The following is a 19,980-nucleotide window of genomic DNA, read 5'->3' on the forward strand; positions in this document are numbered from 1 at the left end:
GTGACAGGCACCGTGTATGCAGCAGGGGCCGTGTGCTGGCGGATCATCGAGGGGAGGCCGCACGTCCTCGTGATCCATCGCCCGCACCGGAGGGACGTCAGCCTGCCCAAGGGCAAGGTGGATGCCGGAGAGTCCCTCCCCGAGACCGCAGTGCGCGAGATTCGAGAAGAGACGGGGCTCGCCGTCGCCCTCGGCGTGCCCCTCGGCTGCACCGAGTACTCGCTCCCGAACGGGCGTCCGAAGGCCGTGTACTACTGGGCTGCGCAGGTGACCGAGAAGGCGGTGCTCGCCTCCGACTTCCTCCCCAACGACGAGGTCGAGGCTCTTGAGTGGGTCACCGTAAAGCGGGCCCGGAGCTACCTGACGTACCCGCACGACGTCACGATTGTCGACGAGTTCGCCCGCATTGCCGCGCGCGGGGTGCTCGACACCTTCGCGATCGTGGTGCTTCGGCACGCAAAAGCCGTTCCTGCCAGCTCCTGGGAAGGCCGCGACTCCACCCGCCGACTCACGCAACGCGGGCGCGCGGAAGCGGACGCCGCGGCCCGAGCGGTGGCTGCCTGGGGGCCACGTCGGCTGATCTCGAGCACCGCTAAGCGCTGCCGGTCAACGGTCGCGCCGCTCGCGACACTGCTCAAGAAGGACGTCCGCCTCCACGACGAGATCAGTCAGGAGGCGCAGGGGAACGCTCCCGCCGACCTCCGTGCCCTGATCGGCAAGCGCGTGCGCGCCCGCAAAACCACGGTGCTCTGCAGCCACCGCCCGGTGATTCCCGAGATCCTGCGCGAAATCGCCCTCGCCACCGCGACTCCGCTTGGCCCTTATCTTGACGAGGCGTCGGCGCTGCCCACTGGCGGCTTCGCCGTGGTGCATCTCTCGACCGAGCACCCGGGCTCCGGCATCGTCGCAGTGGAGACACACTCGCCGCTGGCCTGAAGCCCGTCTCAGCGCTTCGGAGGACCCGCGTTTACCGCGCGTTCACCGAGCGGACGGTGCGAGGACACGACGTCTCACTACTCTCGCTCCCGGGCTGCACCAGGCCCTGTTCTGTTTTCCCCGCTTTTCCTACCCGAAAGGGATACTTGTGAGATTCTCGCGTCTCGGCCAGGCGGCCGTCGTCGCCGCCGTCGCAGCGATCACGCTGACGTCCTGCGCTGCCAACGAGGCACCGGCCGCAGGCGGCAGCTCCGGCTCCGCCACCACCTCCACGCTTTCGGGCACCATCACCGGCATCGGCTCCTCCGCTCAGGGCACCGCGCAGACCACCTGGGCCGCCGCGTTCCAGACCGCGAACCCGGGCGTCACCGTCAACTACGACCCTCAGGGCTCGGGCGCCGGCCGCACCAGCTTCATCAACGGCGCCGCGGACTACGCCGGTTCCGACTCCGCTCTCAAGAACGACGAGCTCGCCGGCACCTTCGCCGCCTGCGCGCCCAACAGCAAGCCGATCGACCTGCCGGTCTACATCTCGCCGATCGCGGTCATCTTCAACGTGGAGGGTGTCAAGGAGCTCAAGCTCGACGCGGCCACCATCGCCGGCATCTTCAAGGGCACCATCACCACGTGGGACGCTCCGGAGATCAAGGCTTTGAACCCCGACGCCACCCTCCCCAGCGCGAACATCACCTCGGTGCACCGCTCGGACGACTCGGGCACCACGCAGAACTTCACCGACTACCTCGCGGCCACCGCGAGCGACGTCTGGGACGCTCCTGCGGCGCAGACCTTCCCCTACCAGAGCGGTGACGGCGCCAAGGGCACCTCCGGTGTTGTGGACGCCGTCAAGAACGGCACCAACACGATTGGCTATGCCGACGAGTCCGGCGCCAAGGGCATGGCCATGGCCCAGCTGAAGGTCGGCGACGCGTTCTCGACCATTTCGGCCGATGGAGCGGCGGCTGTCGTCGCCGCCTCGCCGATCGCCGAGGGCCGCGAGGCGAACGACCTCGCGATCAAGATCAACCGCACCGGCACGGAGGCGAATGCCTGGCCGATGGTCCTGGTCAGCTACCTGATCGTCTGCCAGGAGTACTCGGACGCCGAGAAGGGCGAGGTCATCAAGCAGTTTGCCTCGTATATCGCGAGCGAGGAGGGCCAGGAGGCCGCCGCCGCTCAGGCCGGTTCCGCGCCGCTGAGTTCGGACCTCTCGGCCACAGTCGCTACCGCGATCACATCGATCAAGTAGTCCCACTGGCAGGGCCCGTCTCGCAGCACCGTCTGCGGGACGGGCCCTGCATGTGCCGGGGTTCGACTCCCCCGAATCGCCTTCCGAGCCCTAGCATCTCCCCTGTGCACACCGCCTTATTCGGGCGCACCGCCGAACCACCTCGTCTGAAGAGAGTCCCCTGGAATGGCAACTGAGACCGTCGTCCGCCCGAAGGCGAAGGTGCGCGTCGGAGATCGGGTCTTCTCGATCTCGACCGTCGCCGCCGGCTCCCTCATCCTCCTCGTCCTCGCTGCCGTCGCGATCTTTCTCATCGCGCAGTCGATCCCCGCGTTCACCGCGCCGGCCGCCAGCCTCCCGGGCGACGCGACGAGCTTCTGGGCCTACGTCGGTCCCCTAGTGTTCGGCACGATCTGGTCGGCGGTCATCGCCCTGGTGATCGCTCTGCCGCTGTCGATCGCGATCGCACTCTTCATCTCGCACTACGCGCCGCGCCGCATCGCCATTGCGCTGGGCTACGTCGTCGACCTGCTGGCCGCTGTGCCCTCGGTTGTCTTCGGCCTCTGGGGCGCGACCGTGCTCGCACCGATGGTGCAGCCGTTTTACCTCTTCCTCAACGTGAACATCGGCTGGTTCCCGCTCTTCGGCGGCCAAGCCTCGGGCACGGGCAAGACGATCCTCACCGCCTCCGTCGTGCTGGCCGTGATGGTCATCCCGATCATTACGGCGGTCTGCCGCGAGATCTTCCTCCAGGCTCCGCGCCTGCACGAGGAGGCGGCTCTGGCGCTCGGCGCCACCCGCTGGGAGATGATCCGCATGGCCGTCCTCCCCTTCGGCGCCCCCGGAATCGTCTCGGCCGCGATGCTCGGCCTTGGCCGTGCTCTCGGTGAGACGCTCGCCGTCGCGATGGTGCTCTCGCCTGCAACGGTCGTCTCGTTCCTCCTGCTCACCTCGCAGAACTCGAACACCATCGCCGCGAACATCGCGCTGCAGTTCCCGGAGGCCAGCGGGGTCGGCGTGAACGTGCTCGTCGCTTCGGGCCTGATCCTCTTCGTCATCACCCTCGTCGTGAACTCGTTCGCACGGTTCATCGTCAATCGCCGCAAGGCCTTCTCGGGAGCCAACTGATGTCCGCCGCCACGTCGACCATGCCCCTCTCGCTCGAGACCGGCAAACTGCCCAAGGGCACCCCCTGGATGCTGCTTGTCGGCAGCTGGGTCGTCTTCGCCGCTGTCTTCCTGGTTCTTCAGGCCGCCGGCATGATGAACGACTTCAGCCTCGTTGGCGCAATCTTCTGGGGCACCATCCTGTTCGATATCGCGATCTATGTCGTCTCGCGCCTGGTGGAGGGGGGCCGCAAGGCGGTCGATCGCCTGGTGACATCGCTGGTCGCCACGGCGTTCATCATCGCGCTACTGCCGCTGATCTCGCTGCTCTACACGGTCGTCTCCAACGGCTTCGCCCGCTTCGATCCGCTGTTCTTCTCTTCCTCAATGCGCAATGTCATCGACGCCGGTGGAGGCGCCCTACACGCGATCATCGGCACGGTCGAGATCACGGCGATGGCCGCGCTGATCTCGGTGCCGATCGGCCTGCTCACGTCGATCTACCTGGTCGAGTACGGCCGCGGCCACCTTGCCCGCGCGATCACGTTCTTCGTCGACGTGATGACGGGCATCCCCTCGATTGTCGCCGGCCTTTTTGCCTACGCACTCTTCTCCCTGATCCTTGGACCGGGCGTGCGGATGGGCTTCGCCGGTTCGATCGCTCTGGCCGTGCTCATGATCCCCGTGGTTGTCCGCTCGTCGGAGGAAATGCTCAAGCTGGTGCCGAACGAGCTGCGCGAAGCGTCCTATGCACTGGGCGTGCCGAAGCGGCTGACGATCGTCAAGATCGTGCTGCCGACCTCCGTCGCCGGCATTACCACGGGCATCACCCTGGCGATCGCCCGCGTCATCGGCGAGACCGCTCCGCTGCTGATCGTCGCGGGCTTCACCGCCTCGATGAACTACGACCTGTTCAGCGAGCGAATGATGACGCTGCCGGTGTTCGTCTACACGCAGTACGCGAACCAGGGCCCCGACGCGGAGGCGTTCCTCAACCGAGCGTGGACCGGCGCTCTGGTGCTCATCCTTATCGTCATGGCGCTGAACCTCGCCGCCCGATTGATCGCGAAGATCTTCGCCCCCAAGCTCGGCCGCTGACACCCCCACCCCTCGGCTCTGGCCGAAATCCCCGAAGGAAGCAATGTCTAAGCGCATCGAGGTCAACGACCTCAACGTCTACTACAGCCAATTTCTCGCCGTGGAGGGCGTCTCGCTCGCCATCGAGCCCCGCACCGTCACGGCATTTATCGGCCCCTCCGGCTGCGGCAAGTCGACCTTCCTCCGCACTCTCAACCGCATGCACGAGGTCATTCCGGGGGCGCACGTCGAGGGCGAGGTGTTGATCGACGGCAACAACCTCTACGCACCGGGCGTCGACCCGGTCCAGGTTCGCCGTCAGGTGGGCATGGTGTTCCAGCGCCCCAATCCGTTCCCGACGATGTCCATCCGAGACAACGTGCTCGCCGGGGTCAAGCTCAACAACCGCCGCATCTCGAAGTCGGACGCCGACGCGCTCGTCGAGCGCTCCCTCCAGGGCGCGAACCTCTGGAACGAGGTAAAGGACCGCCTCGATAAGCCCGGCTCGGGCCTCTCGGGCGGCCAGCAGCAGCGCCTGTGCATCGCCCGAGCGATCGCGGTCTCGCCGGACGTCCTCTTGATGGACGAGCCCTGCTCGGCCCTCGACCCGATCTCGACGCTCGCGATCGAGGACCTCATTGAGGAGCTGAAGAACGACTACACGATCGTCATCGTGACCCACAACATGCAGCAGGCCTCGCGCGTCTCGGACCGCACCGCGTTCTTCAACATCGCGGGCACCGGCAAGCCGGGCAAGCTCATCGAGTACGACGACACCGCGACAATGTTCTCGCGCCCATCCGTTCAGGCGACCGAGGACTACGTGTCGGGCCGCTTCGGCTGATCCTGTCCCGACGATGGCGAGAGCCGCACCCCCTCGGGAGTGCGGCTCTCGTCGTCGTGCGCCGGATCAGGCCGTGTCGATGGCCAGGATCGGGTCGGTCGTCGGAGTCACGGAGCCGCCCGCAGCCTCGACCGTCACGGCCACGACCGAGCCCTCGGCCATCGTGCCCTCGAGCGGAGCGACGATGCTGCCCTCTCCGCCGTCGAACGTGCCTGCCGCGACCGGCCCCGAGGTGCCGATGTACCAGAGCTCGTAGGTCTTGCCCTCCGGCAGCGGCGTCAGGTCGTTCACAACGAGAGCCGAGCGGCCGAGCGAACTCGACCAGACCAGCGTGGCCGTTTCACCGGTGGCAACAGTGCCCGTCGTCTCCTGCGCGTCGGGCGCGCTGCGGATCTGATCGAGTGCCGTCTGCTGCTGCGTCTGACCAGCGACCGGCGAGAGCAGCGGCGGAAGGGTCACTCCGCCGACCACGATCACCGCAGCGGCGGCCGCCGCAGACAGGTAGGCAGCGGGACGGCTGAACCAACGGCTCTGAGCCCGGTTGGAGGCACTGCCGCTGCCGCTGGAGCGCGTCGCCTGGTCCGGGGTGGGCGCGACAGGGCGAGGACGGGGCGCGGTGGGCTCTCCCTCCTTGTCGTCGTGCTTGTCACGAGGCAGCTGCGGCGTGGTCGCGATGATCGCCATCAGGTCGGCCTTGAGCCGGGGGGAAGGCTCGACAGCGGGTGCGTCGGCGACGAGCGCCTCCGCCACCTCGGCGAACGCATTGGCCTCGCCGCGCGCCTCCGGGTGCTCGGCCAGGAAGCGCCCGTAGCGCTCCTGCTCCTCGGGCGTCAGGATGCCCAGTGCGTGACCCGCCGCAAGATCACGCGGATCGTCCATCCCGTTCGGGAGTCGCACATCATTCACAGGGCCACCCCCATTTCTTCTCGAAGTCTGATCATTCCGTCACGCAAGCGTGTCTTGACGGTACCCACGGGGCACTGCAGGATCCCCGCGATCTCGCTGTGCGAGTAACCGCCGTAGTACGCCAATTGCAGAGCCTGCCGCTGCAACTGGGTCAGGCGGCCCATGGCGACCGCCACCTTTTCATGCTCGAGGGACACCTCCGCCTGCTCGGAGACCTGGTCGTAGTCACGACCGAGATCTCGTATACCGATGCGCATGTCCCTGTCACGGCCTGCCTGGGCCGCGCGAACCCTGTCGATAGCCCTGCGGTGTGCCATCGTGAGGATCCAGGTCGTCGCGCTTCCTTTATTCGGAGCGAATCGTCCTGCGGTTTGCCAGATCTCGAGGAAGACCTCCTGGGCCACCTCCTCGGACTGCGAGCGGTCGACGAGTACGCGGGCGATCAGGCCCAAAATTCGCGCTGCCATCTGGTCGTACAACTCGGAGAAGGCGGCCTGTTCGCCCGTGGCAATGCGCTCGAGCAGCGCCGCGGCATCCGCTGTGGTGTCGTCCGTCATGAACCCTGCCTCGCCCGCGCCCGGGCAGAACGATTTCGCGTCATCCAGAAGGCTGTCACGGCGAGGCCCGCGACGACGACCGACACCTCGAGAGGGTGCGTGACGAATCGGATGTCGAGATCGACCGGGCCGATGTCGACGAGCGCCGACGAGCGGAGTCTGGGGGCCAGCCAGAGCGAGATGACGGCGACGCCAGCCGCTGTCAGCCCTGCGTAGCTGCGCGGGCGCACAAGCACCCAGACGCCGGCCACGATGTCGAGTGCGGCCAGCGTCCGCATCACAGCGCCCTGCGACACCGACACTCCGGCTGCAAACTGCGCACCCTCGGCCGAATCGACACCGCCCGCGGCAAGGAGGTAGAGCGTGGCAACGAGGAGCAAGCCTGCCCCTGCCCAGACGCGCGCTCCGATCCGGAACGCTCTGCTGTTCTTCATCCCGGTATCGCCTGTCTGTAGGGACCCTGTCTGTAGGGACTCTGGTGAGGATCGACTCCTCCTGGGCCCCTCGCCTCACGCACCGCGCGGCGTGCCGCGGTGCGAGCAGAGAAGGGGCCGGACCGCAGGAACGCCTCTCGGCGCGAGGCCGCTCGAAGCGGCTATAAGTGGAGCCCGGGGTTACTGCGATCCGGCCTCGCTGAGTCTAACAAACGCCTCCCATCTGCTCGCGAGTGGCGTTCGCCGCGCGTGAACGGGGCCAGGCGCTTAGTCGAGGGAGCCGCTGCGCCAGAGCCGCGCGCAGCCCGCCAGTTCCGCCGCCGTGGTCGAGAGCCGCAGGGCTCGTGTGGTCAGCTCGCTCGCGCGCCCAGCGTCTACCAACTCGACATCGTCTGCCACGGAGGCGGCTCCGGAGGCGCTCACTCGGCAGAACGCTGCCGCGCGATCCAGCGCCACCGCAAAGTCGCCGTCGAAGACACCGCGGAGGATCCGGTCGGCCAGCTCAGTGATTTCGGCTGGGCCCGTCGGGGTGCTCGCGCCGGCGACGACCGGGTCGATCGTCACCGAGAGGTCGACTCCGCGCTGGTAGAGGAAGCTCGTGCTGTCCGGATCCTGGCGGATGACGAGACGCAGCAGGTACAGGCGCCACAGCGCGCCCGGGAGGCTCGCGGCGTTCGAGCGTGCCCAGAGTTCAGCAAGCGCATCGATGCCGTTGTGATCGGTGTACTCAACCAACCGGTCGATGATGACGGGGTCGGGGTCGCTGCGGACGCGGCTCAGTAGTGCGATCGCCGTCTCGTGAGCGACGCGGCTGATCTGGGCGGGGTCCTCTCCTCCCTGGAACGCCTCGAAGACGTGGGAGGGGAACTTGGTCGGCTTGTGGAAGCCGTCTGTCATGGGGCCGCCTTCCGCGGTCATGCACACGGTCGCTCTCGCGCCCGCATATCGGTGGGTTCGAGGAGGGTAACGCGTGCTCCTGCGCCACTATGCCCTGCAGCCCTTCGCCGGGGCGCTACCCTGGACCCCGCGGGCCTCTAGCTCAGTTGGCAGAGCAGCGGACTTTTAATCCGCGGGTCGTCGGTTCGAGCCCGACGGGGCCCACCAGTAACGGCGCGGAAGTAGGCCTCTAGCGGGGGCTCCGATGGGTAACAACCCCTCCAAAACCCCTCGCTCTGCCACACTGAGGCGTGCATAGCCGCAAAGACCTATCTGAAGCCATCCGCGTTCGTGAGGCGGTCCGAGACAGGCGGCCCTCCCTCTACGAGCCAGCCGCCCTCGCTGAAGATCCGACGTACTTCAGTCCGGAGCAGCTAGAGGCGATACTCAGCTCCGCTCTCGTCGACTCAGAAGATCTGGCTGATTTGCCAGTACGCACTCGCTCGAAGGTAGCGAAGACTGTGGTCGCCGAGACTCTCGGGTACCTAGCGCCCCTCAGTTTCCAGAAGACACAACCTCGCCTTCCGCATCCCAACCTGGATGTCTACGTGCAGCAGGCGAACAATCTTCAAGTTTGGAACGCTGAGCTGGACGCGGCTCGCCGATATGTGGTCATCGGGCTAGACAGTGCGGGGATCGTGCACGCAGTACGCGTTATTGCTGGGGCGGACCTCACCGCATACGACACCACTGGAACCCTCACCAGTAAGTTCCAAGCCGCCCGGCTTGGAGATGGCGCATCAAAGTTGGTTTCACGCCAGGACACCTTCCACTTCAACTCAACACTTCAACCCAGTGCGTCTCTGACCACTACCGAGGGGGTATCACCAGTAGCTCGTCCCCTGCCGGGTAAGGTGCTGTCGATCGCGGCAGTCTATGACGCCCTACTGACCCTAATCGGGGCGACCTTTGCTGATCCTGGGCTCACCCAGGAACGCTTGCGCGGAGAGGTGGTCCATCGGGCGGCATGTCAAGCACTTGGACTAGCAAACTTCGCCGACAATGGACAATTCCCAGACATCCTTTCCCAAGTCGTCGAGGTTAAATTGCAACTGGCTCGAACGGTCGACTTGGGCCTTGAGCTCCCAAGCTCCAATACCCCAATCGCCTCCCTAGACGGACGGCTGGCAGCAAGAGATGTGCGTTATGCCATCTTCTACGGAGAACGCGATAGCCCAGTCAGCTTCACCGTTACATCCTTAGTGCTGACGACGGGTGCCGAGTTTTTCACCGAGTATCAACAATTCGGAGGTCGCGTGTCAAACTCAAAACTCCAGCTACGACTGCCATCGAACTTCTATAGAAGCTAGAAGAGCGAATCGCTTGCCACGAGCTGGGTGTCGAACGCAGCCTCTACTAGTCGATCAAGCTCATCGAGCACCTCTTGCGTGACGGAACCGCCGGAATCAACTAGAGACTTGACCAAACGGATTATGTCGACCGACTCAGGGGTAGTCGGATTCGGTACAGGAAAGCGACTGACGTATTGGGAAATCCAACGCCGTCGATTCGAGTACAATTTATTACCACAAACGTGGTCGTAGAACCTTATCGCCGTAGTGGAGTTGGCAACACCAAGCATCAACATAGCGAGATCCTCGCTACCGATGTCATCCACGGAGATCCAGTAGCAGTCTCCGTTCACAACTGCACCAGAGCGGTCGAACGCGAACTTTGGAAGTTCACTAATGTCGGGGAATACAAGTTTTGGCCGAGCCCACTGGGCAGGTTTCTGAGGTACCCAAATCTCGTACCACTGCCGCCCGCCGTCAAGCACGTACTTGCGTCCTTCCAGGCGCTCTCTATGAGCTTCCAAGTAGGACATCGCCCTCGGATAGTGCGCCATGTCAACAACAGTGCGGCGCTCCTGGTCGAGGTGGTATGGATAAAGTACGGACAGCCTCCCCGGCTTGAATTGCCACATCGTGATGTTGTGGTGGGTTGTCAGCGGCAGCAACAGGTCTTCTTCCGGCATTTCCGCCTCTGGCATTTCCCTCCAACGGTCGCTGATGAACACGGAGTCGGCCGTCGTCTTAATCCCCACGCGGATTTTGGCAATTTCACCGAACGTCTTCCAGGTGCCTACTGACAGCGCGTCAAACCAGACCTTTTCCTCGGTGCCACCCATTCTCCAGGGAACGGAACCCTGAGCGCCTTGCTGGAGCGTGCCCGCGCGTACCTCAAAGGTCCGACCATCCCAAGTTGCCATGCCGCGCCCCCGAGCATTGAGCACGTCGAATAAATCCGGGCCGTCGGAGGAAGCGGATGACTCGTACGCCGTCATGTAGAGGCCCACAGGAGTGGACTCTTTCAAGTCTTTCTGCACGGCGATGACTACCGCGGGCAGAACTGCTGCGCCGAACATTTTGGTGTCCCCGAGGTCGTACAGTTCCAGTGGTGTGAGATGTGTCTCAAAAACGGCACGGACGTTCGCACCTGCCTTCGTCGACAAGAAGCGATTGGAACAAAGCAATGCGAGCGCGCCGTTGTCATTCAGTAGTCGCGGAGCGATCGAGACGAAGGGATGAGTAAGATCAATTCGTCCGGTAAGTCCATACTTTTCAGCGAGCACCTGCGTCGTTGCGGCCCCAAGTTGCTGTGTTCGCACATAAGGGGGATTTGTAATGATCGCATCGAAGCTTGCAGAAGGCAGCTCATCGGAGGCAAGCAGGAAGTCTCGGCATTCAAAGGTCGCATCAACTCCAAGAGCCGCTGCGCGCTCCCTCGCGACTGCAATTGCAACTTCGTCGATGTCGTAACCGACCAGTTGAAGGCTTACCTCGTGCCCCCTCTGCTCGAAAGAGCGCGCCATCGCAAGCAGTAGCTCACCGTCACCGCATGCAGGATCGAGCACGCGAAGTACTGGCCCTTCTAGGCTCAGGGTCGCCAGAAGCCGCCGTGCCAAGAAGTTTGCGAGGAGTGCGGGTGTGTAGTGCTGGCCGTGCCGCTTCCGAGTTGCAGCCTGGGTTTGTTCGAGAGTCATGCGAGGCCTTCCGAGGTCAAGACGTCAAGGTTACGCGCGTCCGGCGACAGCTCCCGTCGGAGGTCGCGATCGAGCGCAACGAAGGCGTCAAAACGGGCAACGTGGGAGGTGTAGTCGGTGGCGTAGAGGTGGGCGTAGATCGTGTCCGTTGTGGTCACGTTCGAGTGGCCAAGCCACCGGCTCACCTCGTACGGCTGGAACCCCGCGGCCAGCCAGAGGGATGCGGCCGTGTGGCGGAGGTCGTGCACGCGCATGTCGGGCAGCTTCGCGGCGGCGAGCGCGGGACGGAAGTAGTTCCGGCGGAAGCTCGCGTTGTCCATGACCCGCGAGTAGTCCGGGCGGCGCCGCCCGCCGACCGCCCGCCCCGGCCAGAACAGCGCTGAGGGGTCGCCGGAGTGCGGGTGCTGGAGGAGGTACCGGCACAGGTCCGCGATCAGGCCGCTGTGCATCAGCGGGACGTCGCGGGTCGAGCGCTTCGACTTGGGCGTGCCGGCTACCCACTCCCCCGCGACGTGCTGCATCGTCTGGCGAACCTGCACGTGGCCGCGGGCGAGGTTGACGTCTTGGACGCGGAGCCCAGCCAGCTCGCCCGCCCGAAGGCCGGTATAGGCGGCGAAGCGGACCAGCATGTCGTACGGCGCCGAGTCGGCCAGCTTCCCGGCGAGCGCTTCGACCTGAGCCGTCGCGAGGAAGGTTGGAGCGAACTGTCCGGCGTCGTGGTTCTTCGGCAGCTTCACCCCGTCGCAGGGGTTGTAGGAGATGAGCCGGTCGTGGAGGGCGTGCTTACAGACCTTCCGGAGCGCCACGTAGCAGTGGTGCACCGTCATCGGCGCCAGCCCCTCGGCATGCAGGTCCCCAACCCAGGCCTGCACGTCGGCGCGGGTGAGCGTGGCAATGCGCCGCTTCCCGAACCGGGGCAGCACCCGACCTGAATAGAGCAGCTCGGCTGACCGGTACGTGCGCGGTTTCAGCTCCGGCTTGCTTGCAGCCAACGACGCGGCGACCACCTCGGCGACGGTTTTCGAGTTCTTCACCAGCGGCTCGGTGCTCGCACCACGTTCTAGCTCGGACTCCACCTTGAGAGCGAAGCGCTCGGCCTCGCGCTTCACGGTGAATGTCCGCTGCTTGAACCCGCCGTTGCCGTCCCGCCATCGGACTTCGTAGGCAGTCCCAACCTTGCGGTTGACCTGTCGAACGTTCGCCATCAGGCAGCCTCCTCAGCGAGGGCAGCGCGCTGTACGACGCGGCCGACGGCGACGTGCGACCAGCGGGCCGAGCCGCCAGGGGTGGGCACGCCTTCCGCGTTGAGCAGGCGGGCGATGCCGGACAGGGGCACGCCCTGCGCCTTGCGGGAGAGGATGAGCGCGGCCACGTCGGCGGGCACGGTGGAAGGCTTCCCGAGCTGGACGCCGTCGGCGCGCTTCACGGCCAGCGCGGCCTTCGTCCGCTCGCCGATCATCTCCCGCTCCCACTGGGCGATGTTCGCGACGATCCGCGCGAGCATCCGACCCGTGGCGGTGCTGGTGTCGAGGTCCAGGTCGAGGACGGCGATGGACCACCGCTGCCGTCGCGACAGGTCGAGCAGCTCGCCGAAGTCCATGACCGAACGGGACAGCCGGTCGAGCTTGGCGGCGACGAGGCCGTCCGCCACTCGACCCTTCCGCGACCGGAGGGTAGTGAGGGCGGACTGCAGGCCGGGGCGGTCGGTGCTCTTGCCCGACACCCCGTCGTCCTCGTACCACCCCACGATCTCCCACCCGTTGCGCTCGGCGGCGGAAAGGATCGCGGCGCGCTGTGCCTCCAGGCCGAGGCGCTCGCCACGCTTGGACACCTTGCTCACGCGGAGGTAGGCCAGGAGCCGCATCAGAGCACCGCAGACGCGAAGGCGTAGGCCAAGACCTCGCGGACGAGCGGGCGGGTAGCGGGTTCCACGGCCACAGCCGCGTCGGCCGGGTCGAGGAACCAGCCCGCGGCGACAGCCCCGGAGATGAGCGCGTCCGTAGCCGCGTCGACGTTGTAGTCGTGGGCGCCGACGAACGCCTCGTAGGAATCGGGGCAGTAGGCGAGAACGTCGAGGGCGACTTCGTAGTTCGTAGACACGGGTTTCTCCTTGGTTTCGGAACGGTGACGTCCGTCAGCGTTCGGGTTACTCTCGCCTGCCGCCCATGGCTTCAAAACTCCCGGTCAGACATCCGATTCTCTGGCCAGAGAATCTCTCAGCTCACCCCGGAGGGCGCCCCTGGGGTTCGCGTGGGCGTATGGGTGGGTTCTGGGCCAGCGGCGCACCTGCCCGCGTCGCGGTCGACGGGTAGGTCCCGCCGCTGGCCCTCGCGTCACCGCTTCTGGCGACGGGCGGCGACCCTCGGACGCTTCCGCGGGCTGTCCGCCTCCCGGGCTCTCGGGTCCTGGTCGACGGGCGGGTGCTCCGGCGGCGCGACCGTGCCCGGCTTCGACTGCACCGGCCCCGGTTGCCGCGGCGCGTCGCCGCTCGCCTGCATCTTCGGTGGGACGTTGCCCGACCGGCGCCGCGGCACCTTCCGCCGAGGCGGAGCCGGGTCGGACGCGTCGGTCCGAGCCGGGGTGTGGTTGCGGCGGTGGTAGGCCTGCTCCTCCGTCCACTCGTCGTCCACCTCGTCGGCGTCCACGATGTCCTCGTAGGCGAACGTCGGGGCTGGGCCGAGATTCTCGACGTCGATCACGATGTCGGCGGACACCTCGTCCCACTTGCTGATCTTGACCTCCAGCTCACGCTTGCCGTTGAGCCCCGCTCGGTTGAGGAAGTCTTGTGCAATCTGCGCGCGCTCCTTCGTCTGGACCTCCGGGTCCGCCATGAGCTCCGCGAGCAGGTCGGCTGCGTAGCCTGCCGCCTGGGCGATGCGCTTGGCGGCAGCTGTCTTCGACCGGCGCGTGGCCGAGCCATGCATTCGGCACGTGCGAAGGCCAACGCCCACGTAGTTCTTGCACTGCTCCCCGCTCCGCTTGCTCATCGCGGTGCACTGGCGCATGGGTGCAAGGTCAGCGCTGTTCAGTTCCTCGTTGCCTTCCGAGTCGTGTAAGGGCTTCTGCCGTGTAAGGGGGCGGGTGCGCTTGGCAGAGCTTCTGGTCTTGTCTGTGGTCATCGTCATAACTCCTTCTTTGGACTTCTTCGATAAGTGCTTGATTCGGCCGAGACGAGTACCGAACCCCCGGCTACTACTACGTAGGCCGGGGTTCGGTACTCTCGTCGTCCGAACCGGGTTCGATGGGGTTCGGTGCGGTTCGGTCGTTTATCCGCTCATATCTGGTGGCGGAGCGGCGTCCGGGAGGTAGTGCAGCTGCGCCGATTTCGGTCCGATGCGGATGATCAGCTGCCCCTGGGCGATGAGGTTCTCGCGAGTGGCGTTGAGATTCGCGCTACCTATGCCGTTGCCGCGGAGCGCTTCCAAAACCTTGTTCATGGTGAGTCCGGGCTGCTCACGGACGAGGTCGAGGATCATCTCGCTCGCCTTGTCGGTCTTGACGGCGTTGTGGCTGCGGCTCTCGCTGAGCTTGGCCTTGGCGCGCTCGGTGGATTGCGCGGCGAACTTGCGCGCGTTGTACTGCGCCGCGGTCAGGCACTCCTCCGCCTTCAGCACCACCGAACCCGCGGCGGGCTCCGGGTAGAACACCAGCGCGCGGGGCTCGGCGTTCTTGACCTTCTCCTGCACCATCCCGACCTGGCCGCCCTCCAGCTTCTCGACGCGGATGTACGAGCCGGACAGCATGCGGAAGTGGTCCGTACCGCGGGCGCGCTCGCCGGAAGCGTTCGTGTGCACAATCAGCAGGACGCCGATGTCGAGGTACTTTGCGACGGCGTTGAGCCCCACCGCGAGGCCGAAGTTGCCGTCCTCGTTCTCGGAGCCGGCCATGTACAGCGCGGCGGGGTCGACGGCCACCAACTCGACTTTCTCGCCGGTCGCCTCCTCCATGAGCAGGAGTGTCCGTACGAGGTTGGCGGCACCTTCCGGCGACGACAGGTCGAGCGGCTCGTCCAGGAAGCGGATCGCGGCCATGTCCTCGGGCTCGTAGTACTGCCGCCATGCGAGGGTGCGCGCCTGAAACTGCTGGAGCCCCTCCGCTTCCAGCAGGAGGACGGCGCCGCGCACTGTGGGGTGCTGGGCGTCGTGGAAGGGCATGCCCGTGCGGACACGGCTGGCGAGGTCCTGCATGGCGAAGGTCTTGAACGAGCCCGGCGCCCCGAACATGACCGTGTGCATGCCCCGCGGCACGAACGGCTCCACGATGTACTCCAGCGGAGGGCGCGTCAGCATCTCCTCCTCCGACACCAAGCTCGCGAAGGAGTCGTTGCGCACCTCACCGACGCTGAGGAACGCCGCCTCCATCGCCGCCAGCACCGGGTCGGTTATGTCGTCCTCTTCGTCGTCCTCGTCATTCGCCTTACGCAGACGCTCGATTTCGGCCACGAGAGTCCCGACGGTCCCGCCGTGATTCATCCAGTAGTTGGTCAGGTCCTCGCCGTGGTTCTCGCTGTAGGTCAGGCCGAGTCGGGTCAAGTCGAGGATGTGTGCGGTGGCGCCCGCCTTGACCAGGCGCTCCCGGACCTTCTGGGCGCCCTTGCGGCCCGCGTCGTCGGCGTCGTACGCGACGAACACCTCCCGGCCAGCCAGCGGCGACAGGTCGCGCGGAGGGTTGTGTGCGCCGCCAGTACCGGTGAGCGCGAGGAACTGACCACCGCTTTCCTGCAACGTCTTCAGCGCGTCCATCTCGCCCTCGCAAAGGATCACGGGAGCGGTGGAGGTGGCGAGGACTTCGAGCGGGTACAGGACCGCGGGCGAACCGTGGCCCTCGATCTGCAGCATCTTGTTCTTGCCCTGCCCGCCGATCTTGTAGAGCTTCGCGTTGACGTACTGGCCCTCGATGCCGATGGGGATGGTGATGCGTTCGCCGTTGAAGCCGAGCTTGAAGCGCTCGATGGTGTCTTCGGACAACCCGCGCTCGTTCTGGAGGAAGGCGAGCGGCTTCGTGTGGCGACTCATCAGGAGTCGGTGCCAGTCGTGCGGCTTCTCCTGGTCGTCCAGGGGCGGCGGCGGGGCGACAACGGGAGTGGGCTGAATCTTGCGAGCCGACGCCTTCCCGACCGTCCCTCGTCCGAGCACTCCGCAAGTCGTGAGTCCGAGCACGACAAGACCCGCCCGGACCGCTGGCCAGTCGTCGCAACCGAGGCAGTTCGCGACAACTGCAAACTTGTTGCCCTTCTTGAATCCGAAGGACGCATTGACGTCGTCGTGGTCCCGGTTCGGGCAACGCGCCTGCCACTGGTTCTCGCCCGTCTGCTCCGCTCCGAGGGCGATGACGTATTTCTGCAGCTCGGGCGATGCCGGCGCGCTCACGGCTTCACAACGTGGGTGCGCGAGCCCAAGATGAACTCGGTGATGTCCTCGTCGGTGAAGAGGATGTAGAGCCCACCGGGCCGGGCGTAGCTAATCCGCCCTGCCTGGACTGCTCGCTCGAACTGCCGCTTGCTGATCCGGTACTGGGCTGCGAGCGGGTGGGTTGGTGCTTCCGAGAGGCGGTAGACCTCTTGCGGCTTGGTGGTGCTCATGGCGGGTTCCTCCGAGGCAAGTGGAGGACGTTCCCGTTAAATGCGAAAAGCGCACGGACTGAGGAACGCCCATCCGTGTTGGATAGGTAGTTCCCACTCGTCTCGTACGCCCTAGGTCACAAGGGACCGGGTGAATGCCGTTCCATCCTCAGCCGCGGCAGCTTGTCGCTCGACCTGTAGTCCGGCTTACTCGTTGTCCGGAGGTGTGAGCGCCACGCGGAAGCGCTGGCAGATGTAGTGGAGTGTTCAGTTGTTGCCCTGCTGGGCTCTTCTACAGTTTCGAATGTTTGCTACTGGTTCCGTGCCGCCCGATCTAGCCGGACGAGTAAACCTTACCTCGGATGGGCTCGGTGCCGCTCGGTGACCTCCGCCAGGCGCTCTGACAGGCGCATCTCGCGGAATCGATTCCAGTCGGGCTCGATGGCTTCCGCGTCCAGCCACAGCTCGACGCCGTGCAGGTCGGCGGTGGCGTCGATGGCCCGGAGCATGTCCCACCCGCGCCAGGGCTCCAGGGCGACGAGGCCGCGGCTGCTGAAGAAGTGCTGTAGCTCCTGCGCCAGCTTGTAGCCGCTGAAGCGCTTGCCCATTGCCTCCCACAGTCCGACACGCAACGCGGCATCGGTGACAGGGCCGTGCGAGGTGGGCTGGAGGTCCTGAGCGTCGCACCGGAGCCGGACGCGCAATGAGGCGAACTCCACCGGCGACAACAGCCGCATGGGCGTGTTCACGGGGTCCGGCTTCCACTCGGGCTCTGCAGAACCTTCAAGGGCTCTTTCCCAGTGCGCGAACAATACTTGTATGGGAGAAAAGGGTAGACTAAGGGTGTTCACGGTGTTCCTTCCTGTCTGTTGATGCGTGTCCTAGAACGGCCCCAGAGTCTTCCTTCCGCTCTGGGGCCGTTCTGCATGTGCGGTGACTTACAGCGTCGGCGACGGTCCGGGCGTCCGAGAGGCGATGGGGGCCACGGCGGTGGTGACGTCGACGGAACCGGCGCGGTTCAACCCCTGCCCGTCGACCCAGCTCTGCCGGGTCTCGAATCGCTGGTTGCCGGAGAAGAACTTGTTGCGCAGGTTCGCCAGGTCGTTGTACGGGTCGCGGAGCTTCTCGGCCCTCCAGGACATATCGCTCTCCTTCTTGGCGAGCTGCGCGAGGGCGTCCTGCACCTGCTGGAAGAAGACGTTGTACCGCGCGACGGCCCCGCCGATGTCGACGGGCTTCTCGGTCCAGGACGCGTTGACGAACGGTCCGGTGATCTCGTTCTGGAGCTTGTCGGCGAGGTGCTCAGCGGTCTGGATCGTCGTCGTCAGATCGGTGACAGCCCACTGCCACTCTCGGACCAGCTCGCGTTCGTGGGAGCGGACCTCGTCGAAGACCAGCTGGTCGACGTGCTTGATGGCGTCGCGCTCGGCCTTGGCGTTGGCGTACGGCTGGTCGCGGACCGCTGAGCGCACCTCGTCGAAGTTGCCACGCGGGAAGGCGATCATCGTCCCGCTCCGCCCGCGAACGAGCCACCGATGGTGCGGTTGCCCTTCTGTTTCGCGTACGCCTGCAAGCGGTCGTGCCGCTCGGTGCGAGCCTCGTGCTGCTCGATGACGGCGAGGAGGGCCTCCTCCGCGTGGCTGAGCGCGGCCTTCAGCTCCTGCGCCGCCCGCTGGGCGACGGGGACGTGCTTGCGCTTGAGGTCACGAGCGAGCGACGACCCTTCGGTCCCGGGGTACGCGGGCAGGTCGGCGTGAACTCGACTCCGCGAGCTGCCGGTGATGTGGTCGGCGAGGTCGTTGGAGATCTCGGTCGGGAGGTCGTCGGAAGCGGGGCCACCTCGGAACTGTCGTGGGGTCACGTACTGAGTACTCATTGTCGAACCTTCCTAATCGTTGGTGGAACGGGTGGTGAGGGCGAGTGGGATGGACGGGTGGGACGGAAGGAGGTTGAGCTCAACCAGCTTCTCGGCCAACGCGCTACGAATCAGCGAGGCCTTCGCCAGGCCGGTAGCCGCGACGAAAGCATCGAGCGCTTCGTCCATTTCGGGCGGAATGGAAGACCGCAGAGGGACGTAGTTCTTGGGTGGACGACCTGTCGGCATTAAGGCGCCTCCTTTCCTGATCGGATAGCGCTACTTTAACCCGCCGCTAACCTCCCCCGCTTGATCGGAGCGCCTTTCCAATGCCAATTGGGATAAGTCAAGAGTGCAATACCGCGGCGTTGCAATGGGTAATAACGAAAACTAGGCGGACAGGTAGCCTTCGGGCATACCGAACAGAGGAGAGAACGATGGGGCAGATATTTTGACGGCCGGGCCGGCAAGGCACCTTTCCAGCGGGTCACTGCTGCCGAGCGCGAGGAGGCGACCGAGTACACCGGGACGGCCGATGGCTCCGACCCGACGTCAACGGTGCGGCGCCCGCTGAGCGCGGCCGAGCATCGGCGGGCAATGTTCAGGGCGCCCAACGGCTCCTAGCCCGCCGCTGGCGCCAGGGAGGAGCAGGCGCGGCGCAGGCAGGCCGGTGGCTTCGGAACCCGGCGTGCTCGCTCAGCGCCCAACGCTGGGCCGCCCCGGCACGACCGCGGAGCGGCCAACGGACGCCGATGTCGGAGCCGGGCGATAGATTCGTCGCATGACTGACGCGACGACTGAACCCGATGACCTCGACGACGAGGCCGATGACGCATACCCGACCTCCGACGATGGCTTCGAGGTGGCCGTCAGCCTAAAGACCGCACTGCAGAAGACCGGCGCGGACCTGACGATAAGCAGTCTCACCGACGGCAGCTGGCAAAACGTGTTGGAGGTAGAGCTGGACGACTGGGACAAGGAGTCGCTCGCTCGCTGGTACTTGGAGAGGCAGGCCGCTACTCGTTTCCTGACTGACGGCGAGCGAGATGAGCTGGTTCTCGCAGCCCTGGTCGATGTCGCTGGCGACCCGGATTTCCCGACCGCGGAGGTGATTGCCGCTGCTGACGCTGCGAGGCAGGTAGCGGTCCGCGAGATGATTAAGAATGAAACCGCGGGCATGTTCGGCAATCGCGACCCGGAGACGGGCGCGAAGCTCTGACGTAGCGATCCCCTCCTAAAACCCCTCCAACCTCGCTCCGCCGGGCTGATCCGAACCAGACCGGAGCGCACCGCAAGAAGGTGTCTAAGAGCGTTATTCATAAGGTTGTTTACCAGCCGAGTCGATAAAGTTCGAGGCGGGTGACCGTACGAATGAGGTTGGGAAGTTCTGAAAGGCGTCCGCGATAGCCGGTCTTAAGGATCTTCCAGTTCTTCCAGTGAGCGATGCATCTTTCGACCGCCGAACGGATAGAGGAGATGTTCCGGTTGGCTGCGCGTGTGTTGTCATCATGTTGTCCATGGAAAGGTCTTTTCCGGGGAGTGACTGCGCTGGTGCCGA

23 protein-coding genes and 1 tRNA gene are annotated in these 19,980 nt (G+C 65.5%); 8 read left to right on the top strand and 16 right to left on the bottom strand.

The genetic code is table 11. The features are described from left to right. From HRF29_RS15120 to pstB, 5 genes are all read left to right on the top strand, one after another. Nucleotides 1–936 (top strand): NUDIX domain-containing protein, encoded by a 936-nt coding sequence (locus HRF29_RS15120; protein WP_173245660.1) that lies wholly within the window; start codon nucleotides 1–3, stop codon nucleotides 934–936. A gap of 148 nt (nucleotides 937–1,084) precedes the next feature. Next, the gene (gene pstS / locus HRF29_RS05465) at nucleotides 1,085–2,185 is read left to right on the top strand and encodes a phosphate ABC transporter substrate-binding protein PstS (protein ID WP_173245661.1); all 1,101 of its coding nucleotides are present in this window, start codon (nucleotides 1,085–1,087) and stop codon (nucleotides 2,183–2,185) included. A gap of 165 nt (nucleotides 2,186–2,350) precedes the next feature. Beyond that, nucleotides 2,351–3,292, top strand: coding sequence for a phosphate ABC transporter permease subunit PstC (gene pstC, locus HRF29_RS05470; protein ID WP_173245664.1), 942 nt, complete (start codon nucleotides 2,351–2,353; stop codon nucleotides 3,290–3,292). Continuing rightward, nucleotides 3,292–4,368 carry a phosphate ABC transporter permease PstA gene (gene pstA / locus HRF29_RS05475; protein WP_173245667.1) on the top strand — a complete coding sequence of 359 codons (1,077 nt, stop codon included), beginning with the start codon at nucleotides 3,292–3,294 and terminating at the stop codon, nucleotides 4,366–4,368. Before pstC ends, pstA begins: the two co-directional genes overlap by 1 nt. Nucleotides 4,369–4,411: 43 nt before the next feature. Further along, nucleotides 4,412–5,191: a phosphate ABC transporter ATP-binding protein PstB gene (gene pstB, locus HRF29_RS05480; protein WP_104265105.1), complete on the top strand. Its 780-nt coding sequence runs from the start codon at nucleotides 4,412–4,414 to the stop codon at nucleotides 5,189–5,191. Between the two features lie 66 nt (nucleotides 5,192–5,257). On the opposite strand, the gene HRF29_RS05485 is transcribed toward pstB, so the two are convergent. From HRF29_RS05485 to HRF29_RS05500, 4 genes are all read right to left on the bottom strand, one after another. Then, nucleotides 5,258–6,097, bottom strand: a complete 840-nt coding sequence (locus HRF29_RS05485; protein WP_173245670.1) for an anti-sigma factor — start codon at nucleotides 6,095–6,097, stop codon at nucleotides 5,258–5,260. After that, the gene (gene sigK, locus HRF29_RS05490) at nucleotides 6,094–6,654 is read right to left on the bottom strand and encodes an ECF RNA polymerase sigma factor SigK (protein ID WP_173245673.1); all 561 of its coding nucleotides are present in this window, start codon (nucleotides 6,652–6,654) and stop codon (nucleotides 6,094–6,096) included. The genes HRF29_RS05485 and sigK overlap by 4 nt, the downstream gene beginning before the upstream one ends. Further along, nucleotides 6,651–7,088 carry a hypothetical protein gene (locus HRF29_RS05495; RefSeq protein ID WP_173245676.1) on the bottom strand — a complete coding sequence of 146 codons (438 nt, stop codon included), beginning with the start codon at nucleotides 7,086–7,088 and terminating at the stop codon, nucleotides 6,651–6,653. Before HRF29_RS05495 ends, sigK begins: the two co-directional genes overlap by 4 nt. A gap of 267 nt (nucleotides 7,089–7,355) precedes the next feature. Continuing rightward, complete coding sequence (locus tag HRF29_RS05500) at nucleotides 7,356–7,985, bottom strand: DNA-directed RNA polymerase subunit beta (RefSeq protein WP_173245679.1); 630 nt, start codon at nucleotides 7,983–7,985, stop codon at nucleotides 7,356–7,358. Between the two features lie 131 nt (nucleotides 7,986–8,116). Between HRF29_RS05500 and HRF29_RS05505 the strand changes: the two genes are divergently transcribed. Then, nucleotides 8,117–8,192: transfer RNA gene (locus HRF29_RS05505), tRNA-Lys, on the top strand. A gap of 380 nt (nucleotides 8,193–8,572) precedes the next feature. Next, nucleotides 8,573–9,334: a hypothetical protein gene (locus HRF29_RS05510; RefSeq protein WP_187698115.1), complete on the top strand. Its 762-nt coding sequence runs from the start codon at nucleotides 8,573–8,575 to the stop codon at nucleotides 9,332–9,334. Here HRF29_RS05510 and HRF29_RS05515 read toward each other — a convergent pair. From HRF29_RS05515 to HRF29_RS05565, 11 genes are all read right to left on the bottom strand, one after another. Then, nucleotides 9,331–11,007, bottom strand: coding sequence for an Eco57I restriction-modification methylase domain-containing protein (locus tag HRF29_RS05515; RefSeq protein WP_173245685.1), 1,677 nt, complete (start codon nucleotides 11,005–11,007; stop codon nucleotides 9,331–9,333). The genes HRF29_RS05510 and HRF29_RS05515 overlap by 4 nt on opposite strands. Then, nucleotides 11,004–12,212 (bottom strand): tyrosine-type recombinase/integrase, encoded by a 1,209-nt coding sequence (locus tag HRF29_RS05520; protein ID WP_173245688.1) that lies wholly within the window; start codon nucleotides 12,210–12,212, stop codon nucleotides 11,004–11,006. Before HRF29_RS05520 ends, HRF29_RS05515 begins: the two co-directional genes overlap by 4 nt. Beyond that, the gene (locus HRF29_RS05525; protein WP_173245691.1) at nucleotides 12,212–12,871 is read right to left on the bottom strand and encodes a recombinase family protein; all 660 of its coding nucleotides are present in this window, start codon (nucleotides 12,869–12,871) and stop codon (nucleotides 12,212–12,214) included. The genes HRF29_RS05520 and HRF29_RS05525 overlap by 1 nt, the downstream gene beginning before the upstream one ends. After that, nucleotides 12,871–13,107 carry a hypothetical protein gene (locus HRF29_RS05530; protein WP_173245694.1) on the bottom strand — a complete coding sequence of 79 codons (237 nt, stop codon included), beginning with the start codon at nucleotides 13,105–13,107 and terminating at the stop codon, nucleotides 12,871–12,873. Before HRF29_RS05530 ends, HRF29_RS05525 begins: the two co-directional genes overlap by 1 nt. A 233-nt stretch (nucleotides 13,108–13,340) precedes the next feature. Then, the gene (locus tag HRF29_RS05535) at nucleotides 13,341–14,012 is read right to left on the bottom strand and encodes a hypothetical protein (RefSeq protein WP_173245697.1); all 672 of its coding nucleotides are present in this window, start codon (nucleotides 14,010–14,012) and stop codon (nucleotides 13,341–13,343) included. 261 nt (nucleotides 14,013–14,273) lie between these two features. Then, nucleotides 14,274–16,376: an AAA family ATPase gene (locus HRF29_RS05540; protein WP_173245700.1), complete on the bottom strand. Its 2,103-nt coding sequence runs from the start codon at nucleotides 16,374–16,376 to the stop codon at nucleotides 14,274–14,276. Next, nucleotides 16,373–16,588, bottom strand: a complete 216-nt coding sequence (locus tag HRF29_RS05545; RefSeq protein WP_173245703.1) for a hypothetical protein — start codon at nucleotides 16,586–16,588, stop codon at nucleotides 16,373–16,375. Before HRF29_RS05545 ends, HRF29_RS05540 begins: the two co-directional genes overlap by 4 nt. Before the next feature lie 332 nt (nucleotides 16,589–16,920). Next, nucleotides 16,921–17,316, bottom strand: coding sequence for a hypothetical protein (locus HRF29_RS05550; RefSeq protein ID WP_173245707.1), 396 nt, complete (start codon nucleotides 17,314–17,316; stop codon nucleotides 16,921–16,923). Nucleotides 17,317–17,505: 189 nt separating this feature from the next. After that, the gene (locus tag HRF29_RS05555) at nucleotides 17,506–18,072 is read right to left on the bottom strand and encodes a hypothetical protein (RefSeq protein WP_173245710.1); all 567 of its coding nucleotides are present in this window, start codon (nucleotides 18,070–18,072) and stop codon (nucleotides 17,506–17,508) included. Further along, complete coding sequence (locus tag HRF29_RS05560) at nucleotides 18,069–18,443, bottom strand: hypothetical protein (RefSeq protein WP_173245713.1); 375 nt, start codon at nucleotides 18,441–18,443, stop codon at nucleotides 18,069–18,071. The genes HRF29_RS05555 and HRF29_RS05560 overlap by 4 nt, the downstream gene beginning before the upstream one ends. Before the next feature lie 12 nt (nucleotides 18,444–18,455). Next, nucleotides 18,456–18,671 carry a ribbon-helix-helix domain-containing protein gene (locus tag HRF29_RS05565; protein WP_173245716.1) on the bottom strand — a complete coding sequence of 72 codons (216 nt, stop codon included), beginning with the start codon at nucleotides 18,669–18,671 and terminating at the stop codon, nucleotides 18,456–18,458. 532 nt (nucleotides 18,672–19,203) lie between these two features. Here HRF29_RS05565 and HRF29_RS05570 point away from each other — a divergent pair. After that, nucleotides 19,204–19,641 (top strand): hypothetical protein, encoded by a 438-nt coding sequence (locus HRF29_RS05570; protein ID WP_173245719.1) that lies wholly within the window; start codon nucleotides 19,204–19,206, stop codon nucleotides 19,639–19,641. A 109-nt stretch (nucleotides 19,642–19,750) separates the two neighbouring features. Here the strand turns inward: HRF29_RS05570 and HRF29_RS05575 are convergent. Beyond that, nucleotides 19,751–19,980, bottom strand: a 230-nt coding sequence (locus tag HRF29_RS05575) for a transposase family protein (RefSeq protein WP_222929593.1), incomplete at its 5' end; no start/stop codon positions are given.

Origin of the sequence: Rathayibacter agropyri, from assembly GCF_013249015.1 — a bacterium.
Taxonomy (GTDB): Bacteria; Actinomycetota; Actinomycetes; order Actinomycetales; family Microbacteriaceae; genus Rathayibacter; species Rathayibacter agropyri.

Coding starts and splice junctions, on each gene's coding strand:
- pstC (WP_173245664.1), top strand. CDS start 2,351: ATGGCAACTGAGACCGTCGTCCGCCCGAAGGCGAAGGTGCGCGTCGGA.
- pstA (WP_173245667.1), top strand. CDS start 3,292: ATGTCCGCCGCCACGTCGACCATGCCCCTCTCGCTCGAGACCGGCAAA.
- pstB (WP_104265105.1), top strand. CDS start 4,412: ATGTCTAAGCGCATCGAGGTCAACGACCTCAACGTCTACTACAGCCAA.
- sigK (WP_173245673.1), bottom strand. CDS start 6,654: ATGACGGACGACACCACAGCGGATGCCGCGGCGCTGCTCGAGCGCATT.
- HRF29_RS05495 (WP_173245676.1), bottom strand. CDS start 7,088: ATGAAGAACAGCAGAGCGTTCCGGATCGGAGCGCGCGTCTGGGCAGGG.
- HRF29_RS05500 (WP_173245679.1), bottom strand. CDS start 7,985: ATGACAGACGGCTTCCACAAGCCGACCAAGTTCCCCTCCCACGTCTTC.
- HRF29_RS05515 (WP_173245685.1), bottom strand. CDS start 11,007: ATGACTCTCGAACAAACCCAGGCTGCAACTCGGAAGCGGCACGGCCAG.
- HRF29_RS05520 (WP_173245688.1), bottom strand. CDS start 12,212: ATGGCGAACGTTCGACAGGTCAACCGCAAGGTTGGGACTGCCTACGAA.
- HRF29_RS05525 (WP_173245691.1), bottom strand. CDS start 12,871: ATGCGGCTCCTGGCCTACCTCCGCGTGAGCAAGGTGTCCAAGCGTGGC.
- HRF29_RS05535 (WP_173245697.1), bottom strand. CDS start 14,012: ATGCGCCAGTGCACCGCGATGAGCAAGCGGAGCGGGGAGCAGTGCAAG.
- HRF29_RS05545 (WP_173245703.1), bottom strand. CDS start 16,588: ATGAGCACCACCAAGCCGCAAGAGGTCTACCGCCTCTCGGAAGCACCA.
- HRF29_RS05555 (WP_173245710.1), bottom strand. CDS start 18,072: ATGATCGCCTTCCCGCGTGGCAACTTCGACGAGGTGCGCTCAGCGGTC.
- HRF29_RS05560 (WP_173245713.1), bottom strand. CDS start 18,443: ATGAGTACTCAGTACGTGACCCCACGACAGTTCCGAGGTGGCCCCGCT.
- HRF29_RS05565 (WP_173245716.1), bottom strand. CDS start 18,671: ATGCCGACAGGTCGTCCACCCAAGAACTACGTCCCTCTGCGGTCTTCC.
- HRF29_RS05570 (WP_173245719.1), top strand. CDS start 19,204: ATGACTGACGCGACGACTGAACCCGATGACCTCGACGACGAGGCCGAT.